Here is a 13,379-nt window from a genome sequence, read left to right as displayed (position 1 = left end):
GTCACTGGCGCGCCTTTTCTTTTACATGGAATACGCCTGAAACGATGCTCGATCAAAGATTTGACCCCGCCGAAGCCGAACCCCGCCTGTACAAGGCCTGGGAAGAAAACGGATGCTTCAAGCCCTCCGGCGACACGTCTGCACAAGCCTATTCCATCGTAATACCACCGCCCAACGTCACCGGCGTCCTGCATATGGGCCACGCCTTGAACAATACGTTGCAGGATGTCCTGATCCGGTTCGAGCGCATGCGCGGCAAGAATGTGCTGTGGCAGCCGGGCACCGACCATGCCGGCATCGCAACGCAGATGGTGGTCGAGCGCCAGATGGCCCAGTCCGGTGACAATGTCACCCGCCGCGACATGGGTCGCGAGGCCTTTGTCGATCGCGTGTGGAACTGGAAAGAGGAATCCGGCGGTGCCATTGTCGGCCAGCTGAAACGTCTCGGCGCATCTTGCGACTGGTCAAAAGAAGCCTTCACAATGGGCGACCGCAACGATCCCGACAACAGCATGATGCGCGCGGTCACGAAAGTATTCGTGGAGCTCCACAAGAAGGGCCTGATCTATCGCGACAAGCGGCTCGTGAACTGGGATCCACACTTTCAGACCGCGATCTCGGATCTTGAAGTCGACCAGCGCGAAGTGCCGGGCCATTACTGGCATCTGCGCTACCCGCTCGCGGATGGCGTCACCTATCTGCATCCGGTCAAGGATGAAGACGGCAATGTCGTGGATCAGGAGATGCGCGACTACATTGTCGTCGCCACGTCACGGCCGGAAACCATGCTGGGCGATACCGGCGTCGCCGTTCACCCGGAAGACCCGCGCTATGCTGGCCTTGTCGGCAAGTTTGTCGAGCTGCCGATTGTTGGCCGCCGTATACCGATCATCGCCGATGAGTATGCCGACCCGGAAAAGGGCTCAGGCGCGGTAAAGATCACGCCGGCGCATGATTTTAATGACTTCGAAGTCGGCAAGCGCGCGGGCCACACGCCCCTGAATATCCTGAATGCGACCGCGCATATCGTGGACGGCGAAGAGGCTGACACGGCCGGTATTCCGGCTGAGTATCGCGGCCTCGACCGGTTCGATGCACGCCGGAAAGTTGTCTCGGCTTTCGAGGAAGCTGAACTCCTGCAGGAAATCGAGAACCTCAAGATCGAACAGCCTTTCGGTGACCGGTCCAATGTCGTCATCGAACCGTGGATGACGGATCAATGGTATGTCGACGCCAAGACGATGGCCAAGCCTGCCATCGCCGCGGTGAAAGAGGGCAAGACCAAATTCGTCCCGGAGAATTGGGAAAAGACTTATTTCAACTGGATGGAAAACATTCAGCCTTGGTGCATCTCCCGCCAGCTCTGGTGGGGGCACCGAATTCCGGCTTGGTATGATGAAGATGGAAATGCCTACGTCGCATCCACCGAAGAGGAAGCTCAGGAGCAGGCAGGCAAGGGCAAGAAGCTTGTTCAGGACGAAGACGTTCTCGACACCTGGTTCTCTTCCGCCCTCTGGCCCTTTTCCACGCAAGGCTGGCCGGACAAGACGGCTGATCTCGAAACCTTCTTCCCGACGGCAACACTCGTCACAGCTTTCGACATCATCTTCTTCTGGGTCGCCCGGATGATGATGATGAGCCTCGAATTCATGGGGGAAGTTCCGTTCAAGGACGTCTACATCCACGCGCTCGTGCTCGACGAGAAGGGGCAGAAAATGTCCAAGTCCAAGGGCAATGCCATGGACCCGCTGGAACTGGTCGACGAATACGGTGCCGATGCGCTGCGCTTCACGATGGGCCGCATGGCCGGGCAGGGGCGCAACATCCGGCTCTCCAAACAGGCCGTCGAAGGCAATCGCAACTTCGCCACCAAGCTCTGGAACGCCGCCCGCTTTGCCGAGATGAATGAGTGCGGCGCGCCCGGCGAGATCGACTATGCCAGGGTCGAAAGCCCGGTGAACCGCTGGATCCTGTCCGAACTCTCCCAATGCGCGGCAGAAGTCAGCAAGGGCATTGAGGACTACAAATTCAACGAAGCTGCGGGCGCGCTCTACAAATTCATCTGGAACACGCTCTGCGACTGGTATCTCGAACTGATCAAGCCGCTGCTGGCAGGCATGGACGATGCCGCCAAGCAGGAAACCCGCATGGTCTGCGGCTATGTGCTGGATGAATCGCTGAAGCTGCTCCACCCCTTCATGCCCTTCGTCACCGAAGAACTGTGGGAACGCCGCGCTGAGGGCCGCGCTGAGGCCAAGGGCTTCCTGATGCACCAGTCCTGGCCATCGACTGAGCCGTTCACGGATGAGGCTGCCGCTGAAGAGATCAACTGGGTGATCGACATGATCACCGAACTCCGCTCGCTCCGGAACGATCTCGGTGTCCCGGCGGGCTCCAAGCTGCCGCTAACCCTGGTCAATGCCGGCGCGGAAATCGAAAACCGCGCGATGAGCCATGAGGACGTCCTGAAGCGCCTTGCGCGCCTTGAAGACATCTCGATGACGGATGCGACCCCCGAAGGAGCGGTGACTGCGGTCATCGGCGAGACCATGTCTGCGCTTTCGGTGGCCGACATTGTCGACATCGACGAGGCCCGCAATCGGCTCGACAAGGAACTGGCCCAACTCGACAAGGATATCAAATCCACCGAGGGCAAGCTTTCGAACGAGAAATTCGTTTCGCGTGCCCCGCCCGAAATCGTGGAAGAGAATCGTGAGCGGATCCGTGACTGGTCCGCGCGCAGGGAAAAGCTGAAAGCTGCCCGCAAGGGGCTTGAAGGTCTCTGACCAATGCGGGCATCCTGTTTCAGCATGAACAGGAGTTGCCCTCATGAATTTCCGCAAACTGGTGATCGCGTCGGCGATCTTCCTCGGCGCGTGCGCTGCGACCCCGGACCCTGAGCCCGCCACGCCCGAATGGCGGCTGGTGATCCATGGCGGCGCAGGCGTGATCACCCGCGAAGGTATGAGCCCGGAAAAGGAAGCGGCTTACACCGCAGCGCTCGAGACTGCGTTGGAAGCTGGCGCAGCCGTGCTCCGAAACGGTGGCAGCGCGCTGGATGCGGTCGAGGCGGCTGTCATACCGATGGAAGACGATCCGCTGTTCAATTCCGGCCACGGCGCCGTGTTCACCGCGGCGGGTACTCATGAACTCGACGCATCAATCATGGACGGCCGTGCGCGCAATGCGGGCGCAGTGGCGGGCGTCACCCGCGTTCGCAACCCGATCAAGGCGGCACGCGCTGTGATGGACAAGTCCGAACATGTCATGTTCGCCGGATCAGGGGCCGACGCTTTTGCTGAAGCGCAGGGCCTCGATATAGTTGACAATTCCTATTTCGACACGGACCGGCGCAGGCAGTCTCTGGAGCGCGTGCTCGAAGAGCGCGTACGGACCGCCGCCGACCGTCATGGCACCGTCGGCGCGGTCGCGATCGATCAGGACGGCAATCTTGCCGCGGCGACGACGACCGGCGGCATGACAGCCAAGGCAGCGGGCCGGATCGGGGACTCGCCGCTGATTGGCGCAGCGACCTATGCCGAGAACGGCGTTTGCGCCGTGTCTGCAACTGGACACGGCGAATATTTCATCCGCGTGGGCGTGGCAAAGACCATTTGCGACCGGGTGAAACTGGCGGGCGACGGGATTGAATCGGCCGCTGAATCCGCGCTCGCAGAAGTCGCAGAACTCGGCGGCGATGGTGGCGTGATCGTCCTCGATGGTGACGGTGGATATGTCTTCGTCTTCAACTCCGAAGGCATGTATCGTGGGGTCGTGGATACTTCAGGGGCAAGAACTGCCATCTATGGCGGCGAATAGTCCCTTTTCCGCAACAGGATTGCGCGCTAGGGGCATTGCAGAACACACAGGATAGGATCGTCATGAGCAAGACTTGGGACAAATCGAAAATGCCCTCCCGCCACGTTACGCAAGGGCCGGAGCGCGCGCCGCATCGCAGCTATCTTTACGCCATGGGCCTGTCGACCAAGGACATCCAGAAGCCACTCGTTGGCGTTGCGTCCTGTTGGAACGAAGCTGCGCCATGCAACACGGCCCTGATGCGCCAGGCACATGCGGCCTCCGAAGGCGTCAAGAAGGGCGATGGCACGCCGCGCGAATTCTGTACGATCACCGTGACCGATGGCATTGCCATGGGTCATGAGGGCATGCGCTCGTCGCTGGTCAGTCGCGACACGATTGCGGACTCGGTCGAATTGTCCATGCGTGGCCATTCCTATGATGCGCTGGTGGGTATTGCCGGTTGTGACAAATCCCTGCCGGGCATGATGATGGCCATGCTGCGCCTGAACGTGCCGAGCGTGTTTCTCTATGGCGGATCGATTCTGCCGGGCTCCTATGAGGGCCGCGACGTTACCGTGCTCGACGTGTTCGAAGCTGTCGGCGCACATGCTGCCGGCTCGAACGAGATGACCGACGAGAAGCTGCACGCGTTGGAAAAGGTCGCCTGTCCGGGCGACGGGGCCTGTGGCGGCCAGTTCACGGCGAACACGATGGCTTGCGTTTCTGAGGCCATCGGCCTCGCCCTGCCGCTCTCGTCGGCGCTGCCGGCGCCATACACGGATCGCGATGGCTATGCCGTGGCCAGCGGCGAAGTGGTGATGCAGCTGGTTGAGAAGAATTTGCGCCCACGCGATATCTGCACGCGCGAAGCTTTCGAGAATGCGGCCATCGTCGTCGCCGCGACCGGCGGCTCGACCAATGCGGCGCTTCATCTGCCAGCCATGGCGCATGAGTGCGGCGTTCAGTTCGATCTCGAAGACGTCGCGAAGATCTTCCAGAAGACACCTTACATCGCGAACCTCAAACCCGGTGGCGACTATGTTGCCAAGGATTTCGGCGAAGCGGGCGGCGTGCCCATGCTGATGAAGACGCTGCACGAATCCGGCATGATCAATGGCGACTGCCTGACCGTCACCGGACAGACCTGGGCAGAATACCTCGAAGACATCGAGTGGGACCCGAACCAGAAGGTCATTCATCCGGCAACCGACCCGATCTCGCCGACGGGCGGTGTGGTCGGCCTGTGGGGCTCGCTCGCCCCGGATGGCGCGATTGTGAAAGTAGCCGGACTGCACACGCTGCAATTCTCCGGCCCGGCGCGGGTCTTTGATGGCGAGGAAGCCTGCTTCGAAGCTGTCTCAAACCGCGACTACAAGGAAGGCGAAGTGCTTGTCATTCGCTATGAAGGGCCCAAGGGCGGCCCCGGCATGCGCGAGATGCTGTCGACCACCGCCGCGATCTACGGGCAGGGCATGGGCGACAAGGTGGCCCTGATCACCGATGGTCGCTTCTCCGGCGCGACGCGAGGCTTCTGCATTGGTCATGTCGGCCCTGAAGCGCAGGAAGGCGGCCCCATTGGCTTGCTGAAGGATGGGGACGTCATCACGATCGATGCCGAAAAAGGCACAATTGATGTGCGCCTGACACCTGCTGAGCTGGAAGATCGCAAGCGCCAGTGGAAGCCGCGTATTACGGCCTATGGCTCAGGTGCGCTGCAGAAATTTGCTGCGCTGGTCGGGCCTGCCCACAAGGGCGCGACGACCCATCCGGGCTTTGCGGGTGAGCGGCACGTCTACGCCGATATCTGATACAGGTTTTACCTGTCACGGAATCCAAGCTTAACTGGGGCGGTCTGTTTATGAGAGGCCGCCCCAGATGAGTCAGGATATGCCATCGACCGATCCACTCCCGTCACAATCTCCTGTCGATCCGGATGTTGTAAAGGCATTGGGTGATCTTCCAGAGGAATTCCGGGAGTTTCCCCGCCTGTTCCAGGATGAGATCAGGCCAGCACTTTTGACTCGTGAGGCCGAACGACAAGTCGCCGTCGCGAAGGCGCGACAAGCCCGCTATGTGGGGATCGCGGTTGCTGTTATCGGTGCGCTTGCTGGCGTGTTTCTTGTTCGGCATCCCTTCGCAGCAATCATCGCTGTGGTGGTCGGTGTGGGCTATCTGTACTGGGGAGGCCGTGATGTGCGTCGACTGGGCAAGGAAGCCAAGGATCTGATTGTCCTGCCCGTTGTGCGAAAGCTTGGTCTGCAATTCTTGGCGGAGCCCGGCTCTGTCGACTCTATCTACAAGCATCATGATGTTGGAATCGTGCCCAGCTGGGACCGCGCCAATTATGAGGATCGGCTGACGGGACGGCGCAAAGGCGTGGATTTCGAATTGTTCGAGGTGCATCTCGAAGAGCGCAGTACGTCGACCGATTCCAAAGGCAATACGCAAACCCGCTGGAGAACGGTCTTCAAGGGCCAGTGCCTGCGCTTCGAGTTTTCCAAGCGCTTCTATGGCCGCACGCTGATCACGCGTGATTCGGGCTTCTTCAATCGGTTTGGCGGGGGGAAGGGCATGTCCCGTGCCATGCTGGAAGACCCGGTGTTTGAAAAGATATTTGAGGTCTACACGACCGATCAGGTCGAGAGCCGCTACCTCTTAACACCGGACCTCATGCAGAATCTCGTCGACTTGGAAAAGGCATTCCATGGCGGTCGCCTGAAGGCGTGTTTTGATGGTGGCGAGATGTTCATCACGCTGGAGGGAGGGAATCTGTTCGAGCCCGGCAGCATGTTCAAACCCCTCGATAGTGCGGATCGTGTGCGGGAATTGCTGACCGATTTTGCGGCCATATTCCGCATCATGGATGCTGTCATCATCGGACGAACCCGGGAAGGCCAAGAACGCGACTGAGATCGTTCAAATGAGGCAGTTCGGGGGCAACAGCGTTCAGCTTTGCTTCAGTGACTTTCCGCCATAAAAAGCGTGAACTTAGCAAGAGGTCCCGTTTCATGATGAAATCCATTGTCGCCAGTTTCATGCTTGTCATTGCTGCACAAACGGCCGTCGCTCAGGCGATGACGACTGCAGACGTGGAGCGGTGCAATGCGATGGCGGCAACCATGGCGCCGAAGAAGGCGGAGATTGAAACGCTGCAGGCCAAACGTGATGAGTTGGCGATCAGTGTCGAAGAGCTGGGTGAGGTTTGGGAAGATGCCGAAATCCATCGCCTTGCCTCGTCTGCGCACGCTGCGACAGCTGATGAGACCAAGGCTGCCTATCAGACCGCCAGGAAGGAACTGATGGGAAAAGAGCGTGCGCTGCAGGCAGTTGCGCGCCAGTTCAATCAGGACATTGCCTCATATAATCAGAGCTGCGCAACTGCCAAATAGGCGGAACTTCCCTTCTCCTTTCATGCTGGACCTCAGCCCGCGATGATGCGCAACTGGCGCATCGTCGTCGCATCGACTCGTAGACGTCGTTACGGCAGAAAAATTTGTCAACGTTGACAACTCAATTTTGATAGACTTCTTGTTGGCGATAACATTCGAGGCTAGACTTCGGTATAAGCAAAAAGCGGGCAGGGGGTTGCCTGCTGCGAAACAAGGGAGGGCGCGCGGTATGAGCGACGCATCATCGACTGTAAGTATGGATACAGGACAGGGCAGTTTTGGCCAGGTTCTGCTGATCACCGCCGTCGCCACGATCGGCGGATTTCTTTTTGGTTTTGACTCAGGCGTAATCAACGGAACGGTCGACGGCCTGCGTGTCGCCTTCAACTCGCAAGAAATGGGCACAGGTTTCAATGTCGCTTCCATGTTGCTCGGCTGTGCGGTCGGTGCGGCACTGGCAGGTACGTTGTCGGATGCATTTGGTCGCCGCACGATGATGATCGTTGCTGCGGTTTGTTTCATAATCTCCGCATGGGGCTCCGGTGTAGCGGGCTCGTCGGCGGAATTTGTCGTCTATCGCATCATCGGTGGTCTTGCGGTCGGCGCCGCAAGCGTCATGTCTCCCGCCTACATTTCCGAGGTTGCGCCGGCTAAATATCGCGGCCGCCTCACTTCGATCCAGCAGGTCGCCATCATCAGCGGCCTCTTTCTGGCATTCGTGTCCAACTATCTGATCGCGCAGGCAACCGGTGGGTCTGCCATGAACGAATGGCTGCTCGGTTTTGAAGCGTGGCGCTGGATGTTCTGGATGGAATTGCTGCCAGCTACGTTCTTCCTCGTTGCCTTGCTATTCATTCCGGAAAGCCCGCGCTACCTGGTGGCACAGGGCTCTACGGACAAGGCGCGATCGGTTCTGTCGCGTCTCTCTGGCGCCAAGGCCGCTCGTCGCAAGGTCGACGAGATCGAGCAGTCGCTCGCCAATGATCACAAGCCGTCGCTCAAGGACGCGCTCGGCCAGTTCGGGTTCAAGCCCATCGTCTGGGTCGGTATCGGTCTTGCCGTGTTCCAGCAACTTGTTGGTATCAATGTCGTCTTCTATTACGGCGCCGTGCTCTGGCAGGCGGTTGGCTTCTCCGAGAGCGACGCCTTGCTGATCAACATCATATCCGGTGCGGTCTCGATTATTGCCGTGATCATTGCGCTGCTGCTGATCGACCGGATCGGTCGCAAACCACTACTGTGGATCGGCTCGATCGGCATGACGGTCACACTTGCCATCGTGGCATTCTGCTTCTCACAAGCGGTCACGATTGATGGGGCAGTCAGTCTGCCCGGCAGCTTTGGCTTGATCGCTCTGCTCGCCGCGAATGCCTATGTTGTGTTCTTTAACGCGTCATGGGGCCCTGTCATGTGGGTCGCCCTTGGTGAGATGTTCCCGAACCAGGTTCGCGGCGCAGGTCTCGCCATCTCCGGCTTTGCGCAATGGATCGCCAACTTCGCGATCACGATGACCTTTCCGATCATGCTGGCAACGGCTGGTATCGGTCTGGCGGGTGCTTACGGCTTCTACGCTGTCTGTGCGCTGATTTCCGTCTTCTTCGTCTTCAAGGCGGTCAGGGAAACCAAAGGTCTCGAACTCGAGGAAATGCAGGGATAGGCCCGGCATATACATTCCGCCCTCGCCGATCTGTCGGCGAGGGCATTTTTTTAAAAACTGAATAAGGGAGGTCGCGATGGCCAAGGCTGTCCGGAAATCGTCAATCATTTCGCTGCTCGGCGGCGTGGCTAGTGTGGCGCTCATTGCTGCGTGTAGCCATACGCCGACCGATGCCGATGCCACCGAAACCATGGTAGCTGCAGAGCCCGTGCAGACCGCGCTCATGACTGAGCAGGATCTCGTTGCAACACCAGAACTTTGGCCCGAAATCACTGTGCCGGATCTCGACCCTGTGATCGAAGCGCGCATTGACGAGATCATGGCGAAGATGACTCTGGAGCAGAAAGTCGGTCAGGTCATCCAGGCGGACAGCGACAGTGTGACCCCCGAAGAAGTAAAGGCCTATCGCCTTGGGTCCGTTCTCAGTGGTGGCAGCTCGGCGCCCGGTGACGAACCGTTCGCGTCCATGGACGCGTGGCTCGCGGATGCAGACGCTTATTGGCACGCCTCGGTCGATCCAGAAGGTGTTGAAATCGCCATCCCCGTCATCTGGGGCATCGATGCCGTGCATGGCCATGCGAACCTGTTCGGTGCGACCATCTTCCCGCACAATATTGGTCTTGGCGCCGCGAACAATCCGGACCTGATCGAAGATATTGCCCGCATCACGGCAGAAGAGCTGATCGTGTCCGGTCATGACTGGACCTTTGCGCCCACCATTGCCACGCCGCGCGATGACCGCTGGGGCCGCACCTATGAGGGCTATTCAGAAAGCCCCGAAATTGTCCGCGAATATGCCGAACGGATCGTCTACGGATTGCAGGGCCGTCCGGATGATGAGGACTTTCTCGGCGAGGGCCGTGTCATTTCCAGTGCCAAACACTATGTCGGCGACGGCGGCACACAAGATGGCATCGATCAGGGCGAGACGCTCGCCACCGAACAGGAACTCATCGACATTCACGCCCAAGGCTATTTCACCGCGCTTGAAGCCGGTGTGCAGACCGTCATGTCGTCATTCTCCAGCTGGCAGGGTGTCAAGATGCATGGCAGCCACGTCATGCTGACCGAAGTGCTGAAAGACCGCCTCGGTTTCACTGGCTTTGTTGTCGGTGACTGGAATGGTCACGGTCAGGTGCCGGGTTGTGCGAATACTGACTGTCCACAGTCGTTGAATGCTGGGCTCGATATGTACATGGCGCCGGACAGCTGGAAGGGGCTCTATGAAAGTACGCTCCAGCACGCCAAGGATGGCACCATCCCGATGGAGCGTCTCGACGATGCCGTGCGCCGTATCCTGCGTGTGAAGCTCGCCTATGGCATTTTCGACAAGCCTGCGCCGAGCGAACGCCCTGGAGCGAACGACGAGAGCCTGATGGCAACGCCCGAGGCCCGAGAGATCGCCCGCCGCGCCGTGCGGGAATCGCTCGTTTTGCTGAAGAACAATGACAATCTCCTTCCGCTCAGCACGGAGCAAACCATTCTCGTGATCGGTGATGGCGCAGACAGTATCACCAAGGCCGCTGGTGGCTGGACCTTGTCCTGGCAGGGCGGTGGTTATGACAATGGCCACTTCCCCAATGGACAGTCCATTCTGGAAGGTATTGAGGATGCGCTGCTGCCGGGCGGCGGAACGCTGATCTTCGACCCCACAGGAGAGTCCGATGTGGATGCGGATGTTGTAATTGCTGTGTACGGAGAAAATCCATACGCTGAAGGCATCGGCGATATTCGGACGATGGATTTTGTGCCGAATGGTTTTGACACAAGCAAGCTCGAAGCCTTCCAGGACAAGGGCGTGCCGGTCGTGTCGGTTTTCCTGTCGGGTCGGCCGCTTTGGGTAAATCCCGAACTCAATGACTCCGATGCATTCGTAGCAGCTTGGCTCCCGGGCTCCGAAGGTGCCGGGATTGCCGATGTGCTATTCCAGACGGAACCAGACTACGACTTTACGGGACGTCTCTCCTTCTCATGGCCGGCGACAGCTCAGCCATTGCGTCTCAATTCGGAAGACACACCTTATGAGCCGCTATTCGCTTACGGGTACGGCCTCAGCTATGCCTCTGACGCAACCGAGCTTGGAGAGCTGAGTGAAGATCCGGGTCTGTCCGAAGACCTCATGGGCAATGCGGATCCGCGGACCTTGTTCAGGCGCGGACGCCCAGGAGACCGCTGGGGCGCGCTCCTCGCGTTTGAGGGGGCTTACACGACGCTGCAGCCGGGGCTTACCGAACTGGCGGGCCTTTCGATCAGCCGGACGGACTACGAAATTCAGGAGGATGGACTGGTGCTTTCATGGTCGGATCCGACTGGCGTCCTGTCCATTGGTTCTTTTGCCAATCCGGTCAATCTGAATGCGGCTGGCGACGCCGCGCTGGACATCGTAATCGCAGCCAAGGTGATGGATGGCGGGGAGCACGTCATATCCGTCAGTGGCTCTTGCGACCAGAATGGCAATTGCGAAGCCGTTGAGCAGATCACCGTCACAGGTTCCGACTGGGCGGAATACCGAGCGCCTGCGGCCTGTCTCGGTCTGACCGACCTTACTGCCGTGCAGATCCCGGCGGTTATCGGAACGATGGATGCTGGGACAGTGGCAGTGGCAGACATCCGCTTCGAACCTTCCGAGAGTGACCAAGGTTGCTCTGAGTAGCGCCAGCCTGAAAGATAGGTCTGATCGTTCGAAGGCCGCCATTTTCATTTTTAATGATCAGTCTGCGGCGGACTGGGCATAAACACCGAGAAGCGTACCGACAAACCCACCAGCCTTTTCCGTGCTCAGAATTGTGCTGTCTTCGCCGAGTGCCACGGGCTCCCAGTCGTCGCCGCGGGCAGCCTGATAGAAGTCGATCTCAGGGCCCCGTGATACGATCCGCAGTTTGAGGGAGGCCCCAAAAGGCGCGGCTGCAGGGACCTCTGCGACGATCTCGCCGTCCTTGTCTGTCGCGTCCCCCGCGCGCTTGCGCAGCCGCACAATCGCTTTCCCGTCTTCACTCATCGACAAGCCGAGCGCATAATAGGCCGCATCATTCTGGAAAGCGGCAATTCCCGCTTCGTCGTCATTATCTCCCGGCACGAAAGAGACCTCAGTATAGGCTTCAGCATTTGTGTGTTGCTGCCGCCGCGCGAGAAAGGAAGGCTGTCCAGGGCTGCCGACTCCGTCTGCGCGCGCTTCCAGAACGAGTTCGCCATTTTCCAGTCGATACGCTTTCTGGGCAGGTATTCTGACCGTCAGCCAGTGCAGCGGAAGTACGTCTTCCTCAAACTCATCCGTATAGGTGAAGTTGCCAGTCAGCGGCAAAGGAGCCTTCGGCTGCGCCGGCAGGGCGGGACGATCAATGACGTGCGGGATGACGTCGCCGGGCTTGGTGATGCGTGGGATACCATTGTCCCATGACACCGGCATGAGGAAAGTTTCGCGGCCGGTATTGTATTCGTTGCCTTGATAGGGGCGCGTGCCAAGGAATACGGCCCACCAATTGCCCTCAGAATCTTGGGTGAAGTCAGCATGGCCAACCGAAGTGATCGGTTCGGCCCGGTCTTCCGGTAGGTCGCGTTGCGTCAGGATCGGGTTATCAGGATGGGGCGTAAATGGCCCCAAGGGGGACTTCGCGATGAGGATCACCTGCGAGTGCTGCGGGCCTGTTCCGCCTTCAGCAGCGCTAAGCAGGTACTTGCCATCAACCTTGTAGAGATGCGGCCCCTCGATCCAGACGGGTTGTTCGGACAAGTCCACGCCGCCATTCACCGCTACGACCGCATCCGAAACCGGTTCGAACGTTTGTGCATCAACTTCGCGGATCCAGACCGCGCGATGCCCCTCATAGAGGGGGTCGCCCTCAGGGGCGTCATTGTTCAGGATGTAGACCTTGCCGTCCTCGTCAAAGAAAAGCGACGGGTCGATCCCGCCAATATTGGGTAGCCAGATCGGGTCGGACCATGGCCCGGCAGGGTCGGTAGCCGTCACGATGAAATTGCCGCCGCAATCCACGCAGGTATTGATCACGTAGAAGACGCCGCCATGGAATTCGATGGTCGGAGCAAACACACCGCGCGACACGGTCAGCCCGGAAAAGTCGAGCATGTCCGACCGGTCGATCACATTTCCGATCTGGGTCCAGTTGATCAGGTCTCCGCTGTGGAAGATAGGGATACCCGGATAGTGGGTAAAGGATGAGTTCACGAGGTAGTAGTCGGCGTCGACTTTCACGATGCTGGGGTCTGGATAGTATCCGGCCAGGATCGGATTCCGAGCCTGACTGTCGGAGACGGGCAGATCAAAGATCGGGTCAGTGCCGCTATATGTCAGATAGGAGAAGCGGGCTTCCGATGTTTCCAGCGGCGTAGGCGCACTGACACTGCCGCACGACGCTGCGATCGCGATCGCCCCGAAACTGGCAAACGCCTTCCAATGTCGCATTTGAATAATCACGCTTCCGACTCCCTCTGTCGTTCTACCGGTATGGACCCGGTTTCAATTCACGATATGATAGCGTTATCATTATCGCTATGCCAAGGCCGCCAAGAGCCGA

At 59.1% G+C, this 13,379-nt stretch carries 8 protein-coding genes; 7 read left to right on the top strand and 1 reads right to left on the bottom strand.

Features of this window, described 5'->3' with window-relative positions:
- Nucleotides 1–44 precede the first annotated feature (44 nt).
- The 7 genes from L53_RS06635 to L53_RS06605 all read left to right on the top strand — a co-directional run bounded on the left by L53_RS06635 (nt 45) and on the right by L53_RS06605 (nt 11,500).
- A complete protein-coding gene (locus L53_RS06635) occupies nt 45–2,786 on the top strand; it encodes a valine--tRNA ligase (protein WP_034813445.1) in 2,742 nt (913 codons plus the stop codon).
- Nucleotides 2,787–2,829: 43 nt separating this feature from the next.
- Nucleotides 2,830–3,819, top strand: a complete 990-nt coding sequence (locus L53_RS06630) for an isoaspartyl peptidase/L-asparaginase family protein (protein WP_034813444.1) — start codon at nt 2,830–2,832, stop codon at nt 3,817–3,819.
- 62 nt (nt 3,820–3,881) lie between these two features.
- A complete protein-coding gene (ilvD, locus tag L53_RS06625) occupies nt 3,882–5,609 on the top strand; it encodes a dihydroxy-acid dehydratase (RefSeq protein WP_034813441.1) in 1,728 nt (575 codons plus the stop codon).
- 67 nt (nt 5,610–5,676) lie between these two features.
- Complete coding sequence (locus L53_RS06620; RefSeq protein WP_084333187.1) at nt 5,677–6,711, top strand: DUF3137 domain-containing protein; 1,035 nt, start codon at nt 5,677–5,679, stop codon at nt 6,709–6,711.
- Between the two features lie 98 nt (nt 6,712–6,809).
- Nucleotides 6,810–7,190 (top strand): hypothetical protein, encoded by a 381-nt coding sequence (locus tag L53_RS06615; protein WP_034813440.1) that lies wholly within the window; start codon nt 6,810–6,812, stop codon nt 7,188–7,190.
- A 229-nt stretch (nt 7,191–7,419) separates the two neighbouring features.
- Nucleotides 7,420–8,847: a sugar porter family MFS transporter gene (locus tag L53_RS06610; protein WP_051607673.1), complete on the top strand. Its 1,428-nt coding sequence runs from the start codon at nt 7,420–7,422 to the stop codon at nt 8,845–8,847.
- 76 nt (nt 8,848–8,923) lie between these two features.
- Nucleotides 8,924–11,500 carry a glycoside hydrolase family 3 protein gene (locus tag L53_RS06605; RefSeq protein WP_051607672.1) on the top strand — a complete coding sequence of 859 codons (2,577 nt, stop codon included), beginning with the start codon at nt 8,924–8,926 and terminating at the stop codon, nt 11,498–11,500.
- Between the two features lie 57 nt (nt 11,501–11,557).
- Here L53_RS06605 and L53_RS06600 read toward each other — a convergent pair whose 3' ends face one another.
- Nucleotides 11,558–13,267 (bottom strand): glycoside hydrolase family 43 protein, encoded by a 1,710-nt coding sequence (locus L53_RS06600; protein ID WP_034813438.1) that lies wholly within the window; start codon nt 13,265–13,267, stop codon nt 11,558–11,560.
- Nucleotides 13,268–13,379: the final 112 nt, after the last annotated feature.

Origin of the sequence: Hyphomonas sp. L-53-1-40, from assembly GCF_000682775.1 — a bacterium.
Classification (GTDB): Bacteria; Pseudomonadota; Alphaproteobacteria; order Caulobacterales; family Hyphomonadaceae; genus Hyphomonas.
Note: the sequence above shows the minus strand (reverse complement) of the source record. Positions and strands in the feature narration are given on the sequence as shown.